Origin of the sequence: Paenibacillus spongiae (assembly GCF_024734895.1) — a bacterium.
Lineage (GTDB): Bacteria > Bacillota > Bacilli > Paenibacillales > Paenibacillaceae > Paenibacillus_Z > Paenibacillus_Z spongiae.
In genome coordinates, this window is sequence record NZ_CP091430.1 from 259,308 (window position 1) to 279,895 (window position 20,588).

Annotated in this window: 17 protein-coding genes; 14 read left to right on the forward strand and 3 right to left on the reverse strand. The window is 54.9% G+C overall.

Going from position 1 to position 20,588, the window contains the following annotated elements; all coding sequences use genetic code 11:
- Positions 1 to 18: 18 nt before the first annotated feature.
- Entirely contained in the window at positions 19 to 2,022 is a 2,004-nt protein-coding gene (locus L1F29_RS01205) for a M1 family metallopeptidase (RefSeq protein ID WP_258386603.1), read from the reverse strand.
- Positions 2,023 to 2,250: 228 nt separating this feature from the next.
- Between L1F29_RS01205 and L1F29_RS01210 the strand changes: the two genes are divergently transcribed.
- Positions 2,251 to 2,799, forward strand: a complete 549-nt coding sequence (locus L1F29_RS01210) for a YwhD family protein (RefSeq protein ID WP_258386604.1) — start codon at positions 2,251 to 2,253, stop codon at positions 2,797 to 2,799.
- A 676-nt stretch (positions 2,800 to 3,475) separates the two neighbouring features.
- The gene (gene trpB, locus L1F29_RS01215; RefSeq protein ID WP_258386605.1) at positions 3,476 to 4,636 is read left to right on the forward strand and encodes a tryptophan synthase subunit beta; all 1,161 of its coding nucleotides are present in this window, start codon (positions 3,476 to 3,478) and stop codon (positions 4,634 to 4,636) included.
- Positions 4,637 to 4,755: 119 nt separating this feature from the next.
- Here the strand turns inward: trpB and L1F29_RS01220 are convergent, their stop codons facing one another.
- Positions 4,756 to 6,855: a transglycosylase domain-containing protein gene (locus L1F29_RS01220; RefSeq protein WP_258386606.1), complete on the reverse strand. Its 2,100-nt coding sequence runs from the start codon at positions 6,853 to 6,855 to the stop codon at positions 4,756 to 4,758.
- 549 nt (positions 6,856 to 7,404) lie between these two features.
- On the opposite strand from L1F29_RS01220, the gene speE reads away from it, so the two are divergent.
- The 8 genes from speE to argS (L1F29_RS01260) all read left to right on the forward strand — a co-directional run bounded on the left by speE (position 7,405) and on the right by argS (L1F29_RS01260) (position 14,873).
- Complete coding sequence (speE, locus tag L1F29_RS01225; protein ID WP_258386607.1) at positions 7,405 to 8,232, forward strand: polyamine aminopropyltransferase; 828 nt, start codon at positions 7,405 to 7,407, stop codon at positions 8,230 to 8,232.
- Positions 8,233 to 8,248: 16 nt separating this feature from the next.
- Positions 8,249 to 9,118, forward strand: coding sequence for an agmatinase (gene speB / locus L1F29_RS01230; protein WP_258386608.1), 870 nt, complete (start codon positions 8,249 to 8,251; stop codon positions 9,116 to 9,118).
- A 198-nt stretch (positions 9,119 to 9,316) separates the two neighbouring features.
- Entirely contained in the window at positions 9,317 to 9,568 is a 252-nt protein-coding gene (locus L1F29_RS01235; RefSeq protein ID WP_258386609.1) for a DUF7667 family protein, read from the forward strand.
- Positions 9,569 to 9,661: 93 nt separating this feature from the next.
- A complete protein-coding gene (locus L1F29_RS01240; RefSeq protein ID WP_258386610.1) occupies positions 9,662 to 10,165 on the forward strand; it encodes a DNA-deoxyinosine glycosylase in 504 nt (167 codons plus the stop codon).
- A gap of 66 nt (positions 10,166 to 10,231) precedes the next feature.
- Entirely contained in the window at positions 10,232 to 10,384 is a 153-nt protein-coding gene (locus tag L1F29_RS01245) for a hypothetical protein (RefSeq protein ID WP_258386611.1), read from the forward strand.
- A 514-nt stretch (positions 10,385 to 10,898) separates the two neighbouring features.
- Positions 10,899 to 12,599 carry an arginine--tRNA ligase gene (gene argS, locus L1F29_RS01250; RefSeq protein ID WP_258389569.1) on the forward strand — a complete coding sequence of 567 codons (1,701 nt, stop codon included), beginning with the start codon at positions 10,899 to 10,901 and terminating at the stop codon, positions 12,597 to 12,599.
- Between the two features lie 89 nt (positions 12,600 to 12,688).
- The gene (locus L1F29_RS01255) at positions 12,689 to 13,144 is read left to right on the forward strand and encodes a YwiB family protein (protein ID WP_258386612.1); all 456 of its coding nucleotides are present in this window, start codon (positions 12,689 to 12,691) and stop codon (positions 13,142 to 13,144) included.
- Positions 13,145 to 13,193: 49 nt separating this feature from the next.
- Positions 13,194 to 14,873, forward strand: a complete 1,680-nt coding sequence (gene argS, locus L1F29_RS01260; protein WP_258386613.1) for an arginine--tRNA ligase — start codon at positions 13,194 to 13,196, stop codon at positions 14,871 to 14,873.
- Between the two features lie 82 nt (positions 14,874 to 14,955).
- On the opposite strand, the gene L1F29_RS01265 is transcribed toward argS (L1F29_RS01260), so the two are convergent.
- Entirely contained in the window at positions 14,956 to 16,098 is a 1,143-nt protein-coding gene (locus L1F29_RS01265; RefSeq protein ID WP_258386614.1) for a S8 family peptidase, read from the reverse strand.
- Between the two features lie 355 nt (positions 16,099 to 16,453).
- Between L1F29_RS01265 and rpoE the strand changes: the two genes are divergently transcribed.
- The 4 genes from rpoE (at position 16,454) to fba (ending at position 20,387) form a co-directional block, all read left to right on the forward strand.
- Positions 16,454 to 17,035 carry a DNA-directed RNA polymerase subunit delta gene (rpoE, locus tag L1F29_RS01270; protein WP_258386615.1) on the forward strand — a complete coding sequence of 194 codons (582 nt, stop codon included), beginning with the start codon at positions 16,454 to 16,456 and terminating at the stop codon, positions 17,033 to 17,035.
- 200 nt (positions 17,036 to 17,235) lie between these two features.
- On the forward strand, positions 17,236 to 18,840 hold the full coding sequence (pyrG, locus tag L1F29_RS01275) for a CTP synthase (RefSeq protein ID WP_258386616.1): 1,605 nt from the start codon (positions 17,236 to 17,238) through the stop codon (positions 18,838 to 18,840).
- Between the two features lie 126 nt (positions 18,841 to 18,966).
- Positions 18,967 to 19,365, forward strand: a complete 399-nt coding sequence (locus tag L1F29_RS01280; RefSeq protein WP_309252404.1) for a response regulator — start codon at positions 18,967 to 18,969, stop codon at positions 19,363 to 19,365.
- A 167-nt stretch (positions 19,366 to 19,532) separates the two neighbouring features.
- Positions 19,533 to 20,387, forward strand: a complete 855-nt coding sequence (gene fba, locus L1F29_RS01285; RefSeq protein WP_258386617.1) for a class II fructose-1,6-bisphosphate aldolase — start codon at positions 19,533 to 19,535, stop codon at positions 20,385 to 20,387.
- Positions 20,388 to 20,588 lie beyond the last annotated feature (201 nt).

Sequence of the window (20,588 nt, forward strand, 5' to 3'; positions counted from 1 at the left end):
CTGTTTTCATAGGGACGATTACCATGCCAGCGACGTAAACAGACCCTCGACAAATTTGGAGACGGCGATGTTCCAGCGCGTCCGGGTCTTCTCCGGAAGGTCCGCCTTCATGAAATTATTGTTGCGCTTATTGTCCAGCACGTTGGCGTTCTTCGGATCGATTGCAGCCCAGATGAGCGGGGAGGCATGCACCATTTTGAACTGGACATGGGTTTCATGGCCATCCCATGTCTTGGGCATGGTCGTCCCGTCCGCGAACTGGAATACGATCGGCACCGGACCGTTGGTTCCTCCGCGTTTTTTGATTAGCACGATCGATTCGTACAGTTTCGTCCCGCCTTCCTCAACCGGACGCACATGGACCGATTCTACGGCGTAGTCGGCCATTTCCTTGCCGTATACGAATTGACTGAAGTACTCATTCCATTTGGTCCGGGTCACTTGCTCGACTACGCGCTGAAAATCGGCAGTGGACGGATGCTTGAACTTATATTTCTGAAAATAGGTTCTTAATATCTTCCGCATGGCCTGCGGGCCAACCTGTTTCTCAATGCCCACCAGCACCAGCTTGGCACGCATGTACACATTTTCCGCATAATGATTGTGGCTGTTGTAGGACCAGGATAATTGCTTGAGCGGCGCGGGGTCGGTCATGTAGCTGGCCTCCACCGGCAGATTGGGCTCAACGCCGTATACGCTCTCCATCAATTTGTCCTCGGCATAGGAAGTAAACCCTTCATCGAGCCATGCTTCCTCGAATTCGTTGGTCGCGACCATGCCGTACCAATATTGATGGCCGATTTCATGTACGACCGTGCGCTCCAGCTCGTAGCCGGGGTTTGCATTCTCAGCCGAGAACGCCGTCACGAGAGTGGGGTACTCCATCCCGCCTGCGCCATTGCCGCCTTTGGGCGGTACGACGATCGAGAGGGTCGAATAGGGGTATGACCCGTACCACTCCGCATACTTGGCAAGCGCCGACTTGGCGGCATGCAGATAGCGGTCCTTCAGGTCGGCGTGATGCGGGTCGAGATAGAGCTTGATGCGGACGCCGGGTACGCCATCGGTAGAGAACGGTTCCTCGGTGTAGAGGAAATCGGGTGAAGCGGACCAGCCGAAGTCATGTACGTCGTCGGCGTAGAACTGGTATGTCCTGCGTTCATTGGCAATGGTGGTCGGTTTGGTCTGGAAGCCGGTTGCGGCAACCTTATACGATTCGGGAACATTGATTTTGACGCTGTAGATGCCGAAGTCGCTGTAAAACTCCGAATTTCCGTGATACTGGTGAACATTCCATCCTTCTGTCGTTCGCCCTCGGGTGCCGGCTGTCTCATAAACGGCCAGCTTCGGGAACCATTGCCCTGCCATTACGAAATCGCCGGAATAGCCCATGCGGGCGAAGACTTCGGGCAGCTTCACTTCGAACTTCATCCGCAGCGTCACGCTTGAGCCTGCCGGTACGGGACCGGGCAAGCGGAGCTTGGCCAGCGTTTGGTCGTTCGTATTGCCGTCGTCGGGCTGTACGTAATGAAGCCGGGGCAGGAGGCTGCTGCCCTCCGTGGTCTCGAGCGTATCGATGCGCATGCTGCCGGTGCTGGCCAGCGTCGCTTTGTCATTGCGGAGCTTGCCGCCCGATTCGCGCATGAACGTCGAGTTCTTGGACTGAAAGGCATTCGGATAGAGGTGAAAATAGAGCTCGGACACCGGATTTTTGCCCGGGTTTGTCCAAGTTACGGTCTGCTCGCCGTGCAGCGTCTTGTTCTTCTCGTCAAGCTGAACGCCGATATGATACTCGACGACCCTCTTGCTGAGCTCCACGGGCTTGGGCTGCATGACAGAGTCCGGCTCGGGCGTGGACTGGGGGACAGGCTTCGCGCGCGGAGCGGTATTGGCTTTTGCAGGAGCGAAAGCATATGTGTATTGCGAAAGCCAGGCATCTCCGAATCCCTCCCGGGCCGTTACGCCGATCAGGACGGCTGCGAGCACAAAGAGCAGTAAACGTTTGGCGTGACGTGGCGTCATTGAACGATTCCCTCCCGTTGACAAGCATCTACAGCATGTATATGTTTGCTTTTCGCGGATTATTAGCTAAAATGGAATTAATGTGCGGACAGGCAGAAAAGCTGCACAGGACGCGGATTTCGGCAACCTTAAGAGATCGGAAGCCGCATTGGAAATATGGTTCATCGATGAAGACGAACCTGCATGAAGCAGGCGGGTTGAATATAGCGGAAGGTGGGAATAAGGAGCATGAGCGATCAAGAGCAAGGGCAAGGCCAGTCGCCGGAGAATGCGGCGGGGGAACCGAAGAAGGAGAAGAAACAGCTCTCATTGAACGTTGTAAGCCATAATAAGCACAAAGGCGGCTTCGGAGCGGGTACGATCGATCTGAGTCAAGTCGCATGTATCATTATTGATAACGGAGAAGCTTACATCGATGCGGGCGCCATGCATGCGAAGAGCAAAGTGGAGCGCCGGATCCGGTTCAGCACCAACAAGGAGGATGTGCCGAACGGCCGGCTTTGTTGGGTCGTCTGGGTGGCGGTAGACCGCAATGAAGAAGGTTCATACTACGCGGGCGCGACGGCGTGCCCGATGCTGATTGACACGGAGGAGCGGAAGGGATGGAAGATCCTTGCCCAGCACGTGAACAATCTCGATTATGCCCTCAAGCGCCGCTATATTCTGGACGAACTGAGCGCGGACGAGAAGAAGGCGCTGCGCGGTCTGCTCATGGAGCATAACGCGGAATGGTGGGCGAACTCGCCGGATACGCTGAAGCAGGCGCTCGACGTTTAAGTACTTGAGAACATGGCTCAGCCATGAGCTGAACATGATGATACATTAGATATCGCGTACAACAGACTGCAGCATCTTCGTTATCGTTTGCCGCCGTTGTCTGTACGTACGGGGTGGGCCGATATCCTCGTTGGTGCAGTCCAAGGAACAAAGCTATCGGAGCCTTCTACGGCCACTTCATTCGTGGTGTAGAAGGCTTTTTTATATTGGTCTGCTGATGCTGACTGCCAGTTACCGAAACATGCAGCGGAGCTGCGGCTTCGTAGCGGCAGTTTGTCGCAGGTCCGTTTCGGGCAGCTGTCTGTGTTAGAACGTTCATCGTTCGGGGCAGAGTTTCGTTGACGGCATGTTTATTCAATGTAGTAAACCTTCAATACGATGAACCATTGCGAGGTGAGTCGGGTGGAACCAAAGCGCGTCTTACGATCGAACTTCCCAACCAGCTCGTACCTTGCTTGTGCATCACACTTGAGAGGCCTGTGGGTGCGTATATGTGCAATCAACGAGAGCGGCAGCTGCGCTTTATGACTATCTCCCGGCAGCTCGGGTGGCCATCCGCGCCTGTAAGTCCGTTTTTTCACTGCAGGTTTGTCTTTGACAAATACGGTTGTTTTTTCTTAAGATGAAGTAGATTGGAAATGAACGAGAATTCATATTTGATGGAGGTTGGATCACAATGAGTCAAGAGGTTGTGGAGAAAGGATACTTTGGCGAATTCGGCGGCAGCTTCGTACCGCCCGAGCTGCAGGAAGTTTTGGATTATCTGGAAGCGCAATTCCTCAAGTACAAGGACGATCCTGAATTCAATGAAGAATTCCGTTATTACCTCCGGGAATATGTTGGACGCGAGAATCCGCTGACCTATGCCAAGCATCTCACCGAGATGTGGGGAGGCGCAAAAATATATTTAAAGCGTGAAGATCTCAATCATACGGGCGCGCACAAAATCAACAACGTGATGGGCCAGATCTTGCTCGCGAAACGAATGGGCGCGAAGCGCGTCATCGCCGAAACCGGTGCGGGACAGCACGGGGTGGCGACTGCGACCGTATGTGCGATGTTCGGTATCGAGTGCGTCATCTACATGGGGCTCGAGGATACGCGCCGCCAAGCGCTCAACGTATTCCGGATGGAGCTGCTCAGTGCCAAGGTGGTGCCGGTCGAGAAGGGGCAGGGGCGTCTGAAGGATGCGGTCGACGAGGCGCTTAACGATTTGATCGCGAACTACCGCGACACGTTCTACCTGCTCGGTTCGGCGGTCGGACCGAATCCGTATCCGCTGATGGTCAAGCACTTCCAGTCCGTCATCAGCGAGGAGTCCAAGCGGCAGATTCTGGAGAAGGAAGGACGCCTTCCCGATGCCGTGCTGGCCTGCGTAGGCGGAGGCAGCAATGCGATCGGAGCGTTCGCCCACTATTTGGACGAGCCGTCCGTCAAGCTGATCGGCGTCGAGCCCGATAAGGCAGCCACATTGACGCAGGGCGTGCCCGGCGTGCTCCACGGGTTCAAATGTCTGGTGCTGCTGGACGAGCAGGGCAATCCGCAGCCGACGTATTCCATTGCGGCCGGGCTTGATTATCCAGGGGTTGGACCGGAACACAGCCACCTCAAAGTTTCAGGACGGGCGGAGTATGTTACGGTTACCAATGAAGAAGTGCTGGGTGCATTCCAGGAAATGTCCCGCGCGGAGGGGATTATTCCGGCGCTGGAGAGCTCGCATGCGGTAGCCCATGCCAAGAAGATCGCCCCAACGATGGGCAAGGATCAAATTATTATTATCAACCTGTCCGGACGTGGCGATAAGGACGTCGAGCAAGTGTTTCATATGCTTAAGTAAAAAAGCATCATGGACCGCATGCGGTCCCAAGAATCGGACGGTAATAAACATATCCTTTCGCATACTTAAAAAAGTGCTGCAGCGTTCCGGTATCCCCGGAATGCCGCAGCACTTTTACGTTAATCCTTCCACCAGCGCTTCAACTGCTGCCACCATGATTTCGATTGCTCGGCTTGACCTTTGGCATCGTCCGCCGAGACGGGCTTGTCACCGTGCTCGCCGCATACTTCGGTCGGCTCGGTTCCGCTAACGAATGCTTCAAGCCGTTTGTTCGGGCATGAATTCGACGCCAGCTTGCCGGTTGCCGGATCGATGTAGACGCTGACCACGCCATCCGGTACCGGGAAGATCTTCGGAGGTATCGCCGCCAGCGCCTTCTCCGTGTAAGCGGCGAAGATCGGCGCAGCGCGGTGCGCCTCGGCGGGCGTGAGCTTGCGGTCCTTGTCGTAACCGACCCAGACCGCGGTTGCCAGCTCCGGCGTATAACCGACGAGCCAAGCGTCGGTCGCGGTCGTGCCGGTCTTGCCCGCGACGGGCCGCTTGATCATGGCGGATACGCGGTTACCGGTGCCGCCGGCATCGAACACGCTCTCCATAAGACCTGTCAGCACATAGGCCTGTGCGGGATTCACCACCTGCTTTTCCTCCGGCTTCGCCTGATAGAGCACTTCGCCTTTGCGGTCCTCGATCCGCACGATGGCCGTAGGCTCCACTCGGACGCCGCCGTTGCCGATCGTTCCGAAGGCGGAAGCCATCTCGAACGGGCTGACGGGGAATGTGCCGAGAGCCAGAGAAGGAACCGGCTCCATCTTGTTATCGATGCCCAGGCGGCGTGCCATCTCAATGACCTTCTCCGGGCCAACCTTCATGATGGCACTGACGGCGTATATATTGTCAGAGCTGGCGATCGCCTGCCGCATGTCGATTTCGCCTTTCGCGTACTTATCGTTATAGTTGCGCGGCGCATACGTTTTGCGGCCTTCATCATAGGTGAAGACGGTCGGCGCGCTCTTGAACCGCGATATCGGCGACATGGCGCCCTCCTGCAGGGCGGTCAAATAAAGAATCGGCTTGAACGAGGAGCCGGGTTGACGCGTGTCCGCGAAGACGCGGTTGAACTGGTTGTTCTTATAATTTCGTCCGCCGACCATCGCCTTGATATAACCGTTTCGCGGATCAATCGATATTAACGCCGCCTGCTGCTGCGATGCGGACGGGATGCTCTGGCCGATCGCGTCCTCGGCTGCCTGCTGCGCTTCGGAATCCAGCGTCGTATAGATGCGGATGCCGCCCTCGCTCAGCAGATGCTCGTCGATGCCGAGCCGGTCCACGGCGATGATGCGGATATAATCGCGAAAATACGGTGCGAAGCCGCCCTGCTGCTTGGTCCCCAGCGGCTGAAACTGCAGAAGCTCATTGCCGGCTTCTTCGGCCTGTACCCCGGTAAGGATGCCCTGATCGGCCATTATGGACAGGATGGTTCTCTGCCGGTCCTTGGCATTCTTCATATCCATATAAGGGGAGTAGTATTTCGGCCCCTTCGGAATGCCGGCGAGCATCGCGCTCTCCGCGAGCGTCAGATCGGCCGCATGCTTGCCGTAATAGAGCTGGGCGGCCGCCTCTGCGCCGTAAGCGCCGTGACCATAATAAATTTGATTCAAATACATGCCCAGAATATCATCCTTGGAGTATTGCATTTCGAGCTGTATCGTGTACATGGCTTCCTTCAGCTTGCGTTTCCATGTCCGTTCGTGTGTCAAATAAAGGTTTCGCGCCAGCTGCTGCGTGAGCGTACTAGCCCCCTGCTTGGCCTTCATATGCTCCAGATTGACCAGCGCTGCGCGGGCCATCCCTTTCATATCGAAGCCGAGATGGTCGTAGAACCGCTGATCCTCGATCGCCAGCGTAGCCTCTAGTAAATAGGGTGAAATCCGGTTAAGCGGAACGGATTGTCTGTTCTCGCCGGCGTGGAACGTATCGATCACGTTCCCTTGAAAGTCGAGAATTTGCGAGGTCTGGCTGATGGAAGAGGCCGGCAGCGTCTGGTGCCGCAAGTAGAATAGAAAGCAGAAGGCGGCAATCATGAATACCGCCATGCAGCAGCCTGCGACGATGAACCATCGTTTGATACGGCCCAGCAGCGGCATCCACCGTTCGGCGCTGACGCGGAAGGGCAGTCGGCGTTTGCCGCCAGGCGACCCGGAGTTCGGTTTGGTCATGGGGATCCTCCCTGCGTAGACAGTCTTATTTTCCTTAGTATGGAAAATGAGAGAGAGGACTATTCACGTTTATCCGGAGGGATGAGAAATATTTTGATGCCGCGGAATCGATTAAAGGTTCGAAATGACTCAAGTTGATCTTAAGAATGAAACATAACCAGCTGCACTAGCTGAATGATCTTAAGTCCCTGCTATTCCAGGTTTCTTGAATCCAGCACTGTTCTTCCTGCTTTACCAGGGGTGCCGTCCTTATCGTTCAATTTATAGCTCAAGATTGCCAGTCGGCATTCTTTTTGCTTATAAGGCGAGGTTGATTCGAATATATGGGCGGATTTTCATAATCTTCATGAAAGCGGACGACCTTAAAGGGATAGGCGCAAAACGTTATGAAATCAAGGCTTTGGCGGGATTGGCAAGGTTGGATCGGCTGTGCGGAAGGCACAATAATTCCGTTTGAATTCACCCCGTCATTCCACTATAATACAGGTTGGACGTTCGGCGACGGATCATACATTTTCATCACATACAACGAAGAAAGAAGGGATCTCCATGGAACTATGGTACACCGAGAAGCAAACCGACAGCTATGGCATCACAGCCAAGATTAAAGAGACTTATGTCAGCGAACAAACTGACTTTCAGAAGCTCGATATGATCGAGACCGAAGAATTCGGCACGATGCTCGTGCTGGATGGCATGGTGATGACGACAGATAAGGACGAATTTGTCTACCATGAGATGGTTGCCCATCCGGCTCTGTATACGCATCCGAATCCGAAACACGTGCTTGTCGTAGGCGGCGGCGATGGCGGCGTAATCCGCGAAGTGCTGAAGCACCCGCAGGTCGAGAAGGCCGTGCTTGTGGAGATCGACGGCAAAGTGATCGAGTACTCGAAGAAATATCTACCGAATATAGCGGGCGACCTGGACAACCCGCGCGTAGAAGTGATCGTGAACGATGGCTTCATGCACATCCATGACCATAAGAACAGCTATGACGTCATTATGGTGGATTCCACGGAGCCGGTTGGTCCCGCGGTTAACCTGTTTACCCGCGGTTTCTACCAAGGCATCTACGAAGCGCTGAAGGATGACGGGATCTTCGTGGCTCAGACGGACAATCCGTGGTTCAAGGCCGATCTGATCGAGAGCGTCAACCGCGATGTGAAGGAAGTATTCCCGATCGTGCGCGTCTACTGGGCGAACGTGCCGACCTATCCGAGCGGGCTATGGACCTTCACGATGGGCAGCAAGAAATACGATCCGCTTGAAGTGGATGAAGCCTCGATCCCGGAGATCGATACGAAATACTACACCCCGCGTCTGCACAAGGCGGCATTCGTTCTGCCGAAGTTTGTGGAAGATCTGGTGAAATAGAGGGGACAGGTAAGCGATGAGACTAGATCAACAATATTCCGGCAATGTCTTCATTCTAAGCTCGGATAACTATGAAGCTTCCAAAGCCGTTATCTACGGCATGCCAATGGATTTCACGGTCTCCTTCCGTCCGGGCTCGCGTTTTGGCCCGCCGCGGATTCGGGAAGTATCCATCGGGCTTGAAGAATACAGCCCTTACCTCGATCGCAGCCTGGAGGACATCGAATATTTCGATGCCGGCGATCTGCTGCTGCCGTTCGGCAATGCGGAGCGTTCGCTCGATATTATCGGTTCTTATGTTCGCGGCGTGTTGGCTGACGGCAAGCTGCCGGTCGGCCTTGGCGGCGAGCATCTCGTCTCGTGGCCGATCTTCAAGGAAGTGTACGCGAAGTACCCGGACCTGGCGATCATTCATTTCGACGCGCATGCCGATCTTCGCGAGCATTACGAAGGCGAGCCGCTGTCCCATTCGACTCCGCTGCGGAAGGCAGCCGGTCTTATGGGCGGCAAGAACATCTATCAGTTCGGCATTCGCTCCGGCTCCCGCGAGGAGTGGGCTTATGCGCGCGAGAACATCAACTTCTACCCGTTCGAGGTGCTGGAGCCGCTTAAGAAGGTGCTTCCTGAGCTTGCGGGACGCCCGGTCTACCTGACGATCGATATCGACGTGCTCGATCCGTCATGCGCGCCGGGCACCGGAACGGCGGAAGCGGGCGGCATTACGAGCAAGGAGCTGCTCGATGCGGTACATGCCATCGCGCGTTCCGGCGTGAACGTTGTCGGCTGCGACTTGGTTGAAGTTGCGCCGGCCTACGATCCGACCGAACAGACCCAGATCGTGGCGGCGAAAGTCATTCGCGAGATGCTGTTAGGCTTCATTAAGTAAGCGGCATTGCAAGAGGCATTCCGCTGCTAACCTAGAGACCGGCCCCGTACGATACGGCGGCCGGTTTTGCTCTATTCCCGGAGGGAGCTATTTTCGTACATACCCATCGATGCCGGAGCAGAATGAAGCGGACAGCCGCAAGTGACTAGAACTGCTCTTTTTATGGCCATAATGGCTTATAGAAGGAGGGAACCGCTGATGAGTCTGCTACCGATTCACGAAAGATTGGCAGAGCTGTGGCTCTTGAGAAGCAAGCGCCCGTTGACCGACGCGGAGGACGCCGATTTCGAGCACTGCCTGGCTGCCAATGCGATGTACTGCCGTCAGATGGCGCATCTGTATAATTGTTCGCTGCTGGCTTCGATGACTTCCGACACGGAGTGGCAGCATGAGATATGCAGCCGCATCGAAAAATTGAATGGTCTGCCGCCGACTTCCTGGAGGAGATAAAGAGCGCAGCGTCCTTGTAAGCCAAGGTGCTCCCGCTCGTTAGACGAAGCTGAAGAGCGGACGGCCATTCCGAATAGAGAGGGGCGAAACGCGATGAGGGTTCATTCGTTCCCTCCCGTAATTGATGAACGTGCCCGCGTGCTCGTACTTGGCAGTATGCCGGGTACTGCATCGCTGGAGAAGCATCAATATTACGGCCATCCCCGTAATTATTTCTGGCCCGTCCTATATGGCTTGTTCGATAGGACGCCGGACGCGGGGTATGAAAACCGGCTCGCGTTCGCGCAGTCTCATCGCTTCGCGCTGTGGGACGTGATCGCCTCGTGCGAAAGGGAAGGGAGCCTGGATGTGAATATTAAAGGGGAGCTGCCTAACGATCTGCCCGGGCTGATCGCTCAGTATCCGGGTATTCGATGCTTGGCGTTCAACGGCAGCAAGGCGCATGACACCTTCTTGAAGGTATTCGGCAGCGATAGGGTGCTGGGTTCCATCGACCGGTTGAAGCTGCCCTCGACCAGCCCGGTTCCAACCCCGCGAATGCGCAACGCAGCCGATCGCATGGAGGTCTGGCGCGCGGTATTGCCTTTTATTGGGTAAATGTTTCAATCTCCCCCTGGTATTGGGTAATAGGCAGTAGATACGATAATGAATGGAGGAATCGTTATGAAACTCCGGAATTATCTTGCGTCATTGGTCATAGCTGTTGCATCGACCCCATCCGAAATACCGGGCCGGGGGCTTCGGTGCCGGCCGAGAGCTGCGGAGATCGATGCCGGGAGCCGCGTGTCGCCTCTTGCGGACAACCATGATGTCTGATGGCAGGGCGATTTGGGGGTAGGCGGACCGGCGGGGCGGGGCCTTTCTTAGCAGGATCGGTAAGGCTAAGCTTTACGCAAACCCTTTTCTGATTTGTTCAAGGGGGGCTGCTTCGCCGCCAATGACGGCATCTGCCGTCTTCTTGCCGGACCGCTTGCTTTTTTAATCCTAATCCCTCTATAATAAGAAACAATATTAGAATCGACGATGATCGGGAGAGTACTTTGCGCGAAGAAGCCGATACAGCGAGCCGGGGTGGTGGAAGCCGGTGCGGATGCGGGAGGAAGCGGACCCTGGAGTCGGTTGCCTGAGGGCTTATGCCGTAGGGCAATCCGGTCACACCGTTACCGTGTTCGAGAGGCTCGAATCAAACCCGGCTCTTTGCGATTTACGCAAGGCCTGGCCCGATATCGACGCCATAAGAGTGGTACCGCGGAGCATAACTCCGTCTCTTTGCAGAGACGGAGTTTTTTTGTTTTTAATTTTCGTTCGGGGAGGATTCAATATGACGGCAATGCTGTTTGGATGGGCGGCGGATCGTCTGCTGCCACATATCTCATTGACCCGCGAGGAGCTGATGGCTGCGATGGAGCTGCCGCCGAAGCCGGAGATGGGCGACGTTGCATTCCCTTGTTTTCCGCTGGCGCGCGAGCTCAAACGGCCTCCTGCGGTAATTGCGGCAGATCTGGCGGCTGCGGTCAACGGATCGAATACGGATGTCCGCGCGGAGCCGGCCGGCCCTTATGTGAACCTGTTTCTTAACCGGGAGAAATGGGTGGGCGAGCTGCTGGGCCGCATTCTTGCCCCGGACTTTGCCCTATCAACGGATGGAAGCGGCAAGCGGGTGGTCATCGATCTGTCGTCGCCCAACATCGCCAAGCCTTTCGGAGTCGGCCATCTGCGATCCACCATGATCGGCAATGCGCTGGCCAATATGTACCGGTCATTCGGGTACGAGGTGATTGCGGTCAATCATATCGGGGATTGGGGCACGCAGTTCGGCAAGCTGATGTCCGCCTATACCCGCTGGGGCGACGAGGCGAAGCTGAAGGAAGAGCCTATCCGCGAAAGTCTGCGCCTCTATGTCCGCTTTCACGAGGAAGCGGAGAAGGACGCGGCGCTTGAGGATGAAGCGAGACGCTGGTTCTGGAAGCTGGAGAAGGGCGAGGCCGATGCGCAGGAGCTGTGGCGCTATTTCGTAGCGTTCAGTCTGGAGGAGTTCGAGCGGGTCTATGCCCGTCTGGGCGTAACCTTCGATTACACGCTGGGCGAAAGCTTCTATAACGATAAGATGGAGGCGGTCGTGCAAGAGCTGAACCGTCTACGGCTTCTCGAGGAGAGCGATGGCGCTCAGGTGGTCCGCTTGGACGAGGAAGGGATGCCGCCTTGTCTCATCTTGAAATCGGACGGCACGACGATCTATCCGACGCGCGATTTGGCAACCGCGATCTACCGGAAGCAGGTCATGGGCGCAGACCGTCTCCTCTATGTAGTGGGGAATGAACAGAAGCTGCACTTTAAACAAGTGTTTGCCGTACTCCAGCGCATGGGGCATGAGTGGTCGGAGCAATGCGAGCATATCGCTTTTGGCTTGATGAAGTTCGAAGGACGCAAGATGTCGACGCGCAAGGGGCAGGTTATCTTTCTGGACGAGGTGCTCGATGAAGCCGTTGCGAAGGCGGAAGCGATCATCGAGGAGAAGAATGCCGATCTTGCGAATAAGCGCGAAGTTGCGGAAGCGGTCGGCATCGGTGCGATCATTTTCGGGGACCTGAAGCATACCCGTATGCTCGAGGCCGATTTCTCGCTGGAGGAAGCGCTCCGCTTTGAAGGGGAAACGGGCCCTTACTTGCAGTATACCGCCGCGCGGATTAACAAGCTTCTGAACTCGGGCGGTTTCGGCGGGGGTACGCAGCTGCCTTCCAGCGAAGGAGCGGGAACGTATATCTCCCAGACCGCCGCCTGGGAGTGTCTCAAAATTTTGGCGGCATACCCCGATACCGTACGCAGTGCGCTTCGTTCGCATGAGCCTGCGGTCTTGTCCCGTTATCTGCTGGAGGTGGCGAAGAGCTTCAACCGTTTCTACCATCAAGAGCGCATTTTGACGGAATCGGCGCCTGAAACTTCCGCTAAGCTGCTGGCTGCCGCGGCGGTGCACAAGGTGCTGTGCTCGGGCCTCGGGCTGCTGGGGATTAAGGTGCCGGAACAGATCTGATCCTCCGCCTTCCCCGAAGGCGTTGTAATCGGTCATACTCTTTGTATATAGTAGAAAGCATAGATTAAGCTGGGCAGGGAGTAACGGACATGAACGACAGGGCAAGAGTGCGTGTTACGCTGGAGAGTGAGATTGACGGCCAGAAGCAGGTGCAGCAGTATACCGGCGAATGGTTCCGCAAAGAACGAACGGTGTATGTGAAGTATGAGGAAGCGGACGACCATTATGGCGAGGTGCGCACGCTGGTGCGCCTCCGTGACGGAGAGCTGAACGTTACCCGGCGCGGGGGCGTCGAATCGGAGCAAACGTTCATGCCAGGATCGAGACGCAGCGGGCGTTACGCATCGCCTCACGCGCGGTTTGCGATGGAGACGGAGACGACCCGGCTGCGGGTGCAGAGCGGCGGCAGGACATTGGATGACTCGGAGCATGCGCTTCTGCAGCCGACGCTCCCGATGGTGATTGAATGGCACTATTCGCTGCATGTGGGGGAACAGCCTGCGGGTGATTTTATGATCCGGATGCGTGCGGAAGAATGGAGCTAGAACGGACAATGCGTGCCCGACTACAATATTTAGGAGGATTACAGAAACAATGACAACACATGTATTGGAACAGCTGCACGATAGATTGAAAGAAGCGATCGCCGATGCGGTCGTAGCCGCAGGACTCGTTGCCCGGGAGGAGCTCCCGGTATTTGTGCTGGAGGTGCCCAAGGATAAGTCGCACGGCGACCTGGCAACCAATGCGGCCATGCAGCTGACGAAGCTGGCGAAGAAGAATCCGCGCCAAATCGCGGAAGCGATTGTCGCCCATCTGGATACCGGGAAGGCTTCCATCCAATCGGCTGAAATCGCCGGGCCGGGCTTTATCAATTTCCGGTTGGATAAGAGCTATCTGTATCCCGTCATCGCCAGCGTTCTGGATCAAGGCGAGGATTACGGGCGTATTGCCGCAGGCGGAGGGCAGCGGGTTCAGATTGAATTCGTGAGCGCCAATCCAACCGGCAGCCTCCATCTGGGCCATGCCCGCGGAGCGGCAGTCGGCGATGCGCTGTGCAACGTGCTGGACTTTGCCGGTTACGACGTTACCCGCGAGTATTACATCAATGACGCCGGCAAGCAGGTGGAGAACCTGGCGCTATCCATCGATGCGCGCTACAAGCAGGCGCTCGGCTTGGAATCGGAGATGCCTGAGGACGGCTATCACGGTGAAGATATCGTCGGCTTTGCCAAGGTGCTTGTCGAGGCGGAAGGCGACCGTCTCCTGTCCTTGACGGAGGAGGAGCGTTTCACGTTCTTCCGCCAATACGGGCTGGAGCGGGAGCTGGAGAAGATCAGACGCGACCTGGGCCGTTTCCGCGTCGGCTTCGATGTCTGGTTCAGCGAGACCTCTCTTTACGAAACCGGCCAGGTCGAGCAAGCGCTGGAAGCGCTGCGCGAGCGCGGCGAAGTGTTCGAGGAGGAAGGGGCGACCTGGCTGTCCACGATGCCTTACGGCGACGACAAAAACCGCGTTCTCGTGAAGAATGACGGCTCGTATACCTATCTGACGCCTGATATCGCCTATCACCGTGATAAATTCGGCCGCGGATTCGACCGGATGATCAACATTTGGGGCGCGGATCATCATGGCTATATCCCGCGCGTCAAGGCGGCGATGGCCGCTCTGGGCAACGATCCGCAGAAGCTTGTCGTGCTGATCGCACAGATGGTGAGCCTCTTCCAGAACGGCGAGAAGGTGAAGATGTCCAAGCGGACCGGCAAAGCCGTCACGATGGAAGATTTAATGGATGAAGTCGGCGTCGACGCGATTCGCTATTTTTTCACGATGCGCAGCATGGACTCGCATCTTGATTTTGACATGGATCTTGCGATCTCGACATCGAATGAAAATCCGGTCTATTATGTACAGTACGCTCACGCGCGCATATGCAGCATTCACCGGCAGGCGGAGGAGCAAGGCGTGGATATGGGCCCAATCGGCTCCATCGATTTGAGCAAGCTGACAAGCGAGCACGAATACGATATTTTGCGCAAAATGGGCGAGCTGCCGCAGGAGATCGCGGAAGCCGCGGAGCTCTACGCGCCGCACCGTTTAATCCGTTATGTATATGAGCTGGCCTCGCTATTCCACAGCTATTACCGGGCCGAGCGCGTCATTACGGAAGACGCTGCGCAGACGAAGGCTCGCTTGGCGCTTCTGGCAGCGGTTCGCACCGTTCTGGCCAATGTACTGCGCCTTGTCGGCGTTTCGGCGCCGGACCGCATGTAGCATAGCGGACTAGCTCTCCGATGCTAGGCTTGCCCGCCCGCAGCGGTGGTTTTCCATACAGCAAACGTCAAGAAGCCGCGGATTATCGATCCGCGGCTTGAAGCATTCGCACAACATCAAGCTCCCCAATGATTCGGGACGACTTTTTTAAACCTCGAAGCGGCAGCATCGACCGCTTAAGTATCGATTTGATCTCGCCCGGCGAGAGCCCGGGACGATAGGCGAGCAGCAGCGCGACTGCGCCGCTGACATGCGAGGTTGCCATAGAGGTGCCGCTCATTTCATGGTACTTGCCGCGCAGCCAGGACGATAATATTTTGTCGCCTGGCGCGTAGATATCGATGAAGGAGCCGCGGTTGCTGAATTGCGCAATGCGCCGGAGCTTGTTGGTGGCGCCGACCGAAACCGTCTGGGGGTACCTTGCGGGGTAGTCGACGGACTTGCGCTTGGCGTCGTTGCCGGAAGAAGCGATAATGATAATGCCTGCGTTATAGGCGATGTTGACGGCATTGAGCAGCGATTTGCTGCGCGTCTTCATGCCAAAGCTCATATTGATGATGTCCATCCGGTTGCGGACGCACCATTCGATCCCCATCACGATATCCGATACGAACGCGCTTCCGTTGTGGTCGAACGCCTTAACCGGGAAAATCGTCGCCCGGGGCGCGACGCCAATCATGCCTTGCATTTGGTTGGCGGCGGCGATCGTACCCGCGATGTGCGTTCCATGACCGTTGTTGTCATAGGGCAATGCGCTGCGGTTCAATAAATTGATGCCGCGACCGAGAGATTGCCTCAAATCAGGGTGGTTATAATCGACCCCCGTATCGATAACGCCGATTTTAATTCGATGGCCGGTAGTCGCGCTCCAGGCTTGCGGGGCCTTAATTTGCTGGACACCCCAAGGGATGCCCTTATCGCGGGCGGCGGGTTTTAACACGGTGTTGTGGACGCATATTGATGTATCCTCCTCCACCTGTGCGCCTTCTCCCAATAAAGGAGCAAAGTCCGGTAAGTCCAATGATACGGGAATTGAGAAGGCTTCGATAAGCGGCAGGTGCCTGATGATAGGCGGGGTAGCAGGCGGTGGGGCCATATCCGACCAGATCTCAAGAAAACGCCTGTAATCGCTCTGCTGCCGAAAGCGGACGATCCGCCGCTTCGTCCCGTGTCCGGATGAGGTCATCGCACTGTGCAACCAGCGGAGAATTGCGGTTCTGTCCAAATAGGCGTCCCCCTCTCAGGCGGATCATGCTGCAGTATTGTATGAAGCCATGCAACAAGCTGTATGAGCAAGTGACCTTTTCTTGAAGAAATAGGCTTTCGAACCGTGTCATTCGCCATGCGGGTACATAGAATGAATGAAGAGCCGTTGCACCGGCTCTGACTACCGGGACGGAGGGCGATCCCTCGCTTTCGGAGGATACAGTCAAAGCGAAGGGAATGCCCTTCGCTTTATCTTTTTGCCTGTGAACAGGCATCAAGCTTGCTTTTTTAAAGGAAATAGGTTTTACTATAGGTTGAAAAAGGAACGCAAGCAGCGAAGCTGATTCGCATTCGTACGAGAGGAAGATGTACATATGAGCAGCGAGGTCACTTTGAAAATCGATCCCGAACGCATCAAGGAAATGCCGATGGTTGATTTGGCATTTGAGCTGCTGAAGGCGGCTAACACCCCGTTCTACTACCGGGACTTGATGATGGAAATTGCCAAAATCAGAAAATTGTCGCAAGAAGAAATCAACCAGGTAATTGCGCAAGTATATACGGAGATTAATATTGACGGACGGTTTGCGTGCGTCGGCAGCAACATGTGGGGGCTGAAGCGCTGGTATCCGGTAGAGCGCTCGGAGGATCCGGTTTCGAACGCGAAGCGTCCTCGCATCATCAATGACGAAGATGACGACGACGATATCTTTGCGGAAGAGGAAGAAGAGACATACGCGGCGGACGATGAAGATTACGATATGTACGATGAGGATCAAGAAATCTTCGACGAGTCCGAGAACGAAGAGGAAGTCGACGAGGAAGTATTGATCGACGACGAAGAAGAGCTTGAAGGTGAAGGCGTCGACGCCGAAGACGAAGATAGCGAGGACGAAGAAGACGACTTCGAAGACGATGATTCGGACGATAGCGACGACGATGAGGATGAGAAATAAAGGGTGGTCTTATTCTCTTGACACTGGAAGCCGGGCAGAGTAAACTATTGCATGGGCTTCTAGTTCGGATATAAGTACATGCCAAATCGAGAAAGTGCCCCGTCTATACGGGTGTCACTTTTTTCTTTTTTTCGAACCATTTTTATAGCGAAAATGGGCAACCCTATACTTTAACATACTAGCGTGGAGGGTATCATCAAGTGACCAAATACATTTTTGTAACAGGCGGTGTCGTGTCTTCCCTGGGTAAGGGCATTACGGCGGCTTCGCTCGGCCGATTGCTCAAGAACAGGGGTCTGAAGGTAACGATCCAGAAGTTCGACCCGTACATTAACGTGGACCCGGGAACGATGAGCCCATACCAGCACGGTGAAGTTTTCGTTACGGACGACGGTGCGGAGACTGACCTTGATCTAGGGCATTATGAGCGCTTTATCGACATTAACCTGTCCAAGAACAGCAACGTGACCTCGGGCAAGATTTATTCGACAGTCATTACCAAAGAGCGCCGGGGCGAGTACCTGGGCGGAACGGTGCAAGTCATTCCTCACATTACCAATGAAATTAAAGACCGTGTGTTCCGTGCGGGCAAAGAAACCGGATCGGATGTCGTCATCACCGAAATCGGCGGCACGGTCGGCGATATCGAGAGCCTGCCGTTCCTTGAGGCGATCCGCCAAATCAAGAGCGATATCGGACGCGACAATGTCATGTACATCCATGTGACGCTTATTCCATTCATTAAGGCGGCCGGCGAAGTGAAGACGAAGCCGACGCAGCATAGCGTGAAAGAACTCCGCAGCATCGGCATTCAGCCGAATGTCATCGTTTGCCGTACGGAATACCCGATGGCCGATGAGCTGAAGCGCAAGATTGCGCTGTTCTGCGACATTGATCCGGGTGCCGTTATAGAATGCATCGATGCGCCGACGCTGTATGAGGTTCCGCTCAATCTCCGCGAGCAAGGGCTGGACGACTTTGTCGTGAACCACTTGAAGCTGACGACGAACGAGCCGAATATGACGGAATGGATCAGCCTCGTGGACCGCGTCAAGAATTTGAAGCGCTCGACCGAGATTGCCATTGTCGGCAAATATGTTGCGCTCCATGACGCTTATCTCAGCATTGTGGAATCGCTGAGCCACGCAGGCTTCGATGCCGATGCGGACGTGAAGATTAGATGGGTGAATGCGGAAGAACTGACTGAACACAACGTTGCCGACAATTTGAAGGGCGTATCCGGCATTCTGGTGCCGGGCGGCTTCGGCGACCGGGGCATTGAAGGTAAAATTACGGCCATTCGTTATGCGCGTGAGCAGAAAATTCCGTTCTTCGGCATTTGCTTGGGCATGCAGGTCGCGGTTATTGAATATGCTCGCAGCATTACAGGGCTTCGCGATGCGAACAGCTCGGAGATTAACCCGTCGACGTCCTACCCTGTTATCGATCTTCTTCCTGAGCAGAAGGATATCGAAGATATGGGCGGTACGATGCGTCTGGGACTATATCCGTGCAAGCTGGTTCCAGGTTCGCTCGCAGAGCGCGAATATGCGGACGAGCTGGTCTATGAGCGTCACCGCCATCGTTACGAATTCAACAATGAATTCCGCGAGCAGATTGAAAATTCAGGCTTGATCATTTCCGGTACTTCGCCGGATGGCCGGCTTGTCGAGATGGTGGAGCTTCCGGATCATCCGTGGTTCCTGGCCGTTCAATTCCATCCGGAATTCACGTCGCGCCCGAACCGTCCGCAGCCGCTGTTCCGCGGTTTTGTAAGAGCTGCGCTCCAAAAAAGCGAAAGCTAATTACTTTTCTTACTTTTTTTCCAATGAGAAGCAGGATATTGAAACTTGACGCGCGAATATATTAACGATTATGGAAGAGATGACCAAATCGTGTCGCAAGTCGTCGCGTTCCTGGGAGGGTTCAAGTTGGATAAGAAGAAAGTGTTGATCGTGGATGATCAAAACGGGATTCGTGTCTTGCTTATGGAAGTATTCAGCAGCGAAGGGTATGTGACCTTTCAGGCCTCCAATGGTAAGTCGGCGCTCGAAATCGTGAAATCCGAAGCGCCCGATCTTGTCTTGTTAGATATGAAAATACCTGGCATGGATGGTCTGGAAATTTTGAAGCACGTGAAGGCGATTAACAAAGACATCAAAGTGATTATGATGACCGCCTACGGGGAGCTCGACATGATCAAGGAAGCGACGGACCATGGTGCGCTCATGCACTTTACAAAGCCGTTCGACATCGATGAAATGCGGGTTGCCGTCAACATGCAGCTTCGCGGAGGAGAATCGAACAACTGGTATGCAATAGGATCCTAAGGGGTCCTATTTTTTTCATGAATCTGCGCTCCCCGGAACACATCCGGGGCGGGCTGTTCACGTTTGGTCTGACAGTATCAAACAAGCTGGTGTTGTGGTATAATGGCACAGGACAAGTCAGAACCGGACTTGATAAAAAAATACCGTATTGGAGGAATAGAGCAACCATGCCACTCGTATCGATGAACGAATTTTTACCGAAGGCAAAAGCGAACAAGTTTGCGGTTGGCCAGTTCAATATGAACAACCTGGAGTTTGCGCAAGCGATTGTGGAAGCTGCTATGGAAGAGAAATCACCATTCATTTTCGGTGTCAGCGAAGGCGCACTGAAATATATGGGCATCGAATTTACCGTTGCCATCGCAGAAGCGGCGGCGAAGAAATCAGGTCTTCCAATCGCACTGCACCTCGATCACGGCAGCAGCTTTGACGTTGCAATGAAGTGTATCCGCGCAGGTTTCTCCTCCGTTATGTTCGACGGATCCCACTATGGACTCGAAGAAAACATTGAACTGACGAAGCAAGTTGTTAAAGCGGCACGTGCAATGGGCGTATCCGTAGAAGGCGAGCTTGGTACTATTGGCGGCGTTGAGGATGATATTAGCGTAGACGAAGAGCACGCAACCCTCGCAAATGCTGAGGAAGCAATTCGTTACTACGAAGAAACTGGCGTCGATTGCCTGGCAATCGCAGTTGGTACTGCTCACGGTATGTACAAAGGCGAGCCTAAGATTCACTATGATATCATCCAAAAAGTATCCGATGCCATTCCGGTACCGGTTGTTTTGCATGGCGGTTCCGGTGTGCCTGACGAAGCGATTCGTCTGTCCATCCAAGCCGGCGTTGGCAAAATCAACGTTAACACAGAGAACCAAGTGGCTTGCACGAACACGATCCGCGAAGTTCTGGGTGCGAACGCTTCAGTAATCGATCCACGCAAATATTTGACGCCTGCTAAGAATGCAATGAAGGCAGTCGTTCAAGAAAAAATTCGTTTGTTCGGAAGCAGCAATCAAGCCTAGTTTCCTTAAGCAGCAGCGAAGCCGCCTTTAGACGCTGCAGCCCGGCATCCGCCTCTATTTCTTATGTGGTGGCAGCGACAAGCATCTATGCTATTCGCTCCCCATCCCTTCGGAGCGGGCTGTGCGCCTCAAGGCGGCTTTCTTTTTAAAGATGAGTAAAGTATGGATTCCCGCGATACGTTGTGGAACGAATGCCAGAAG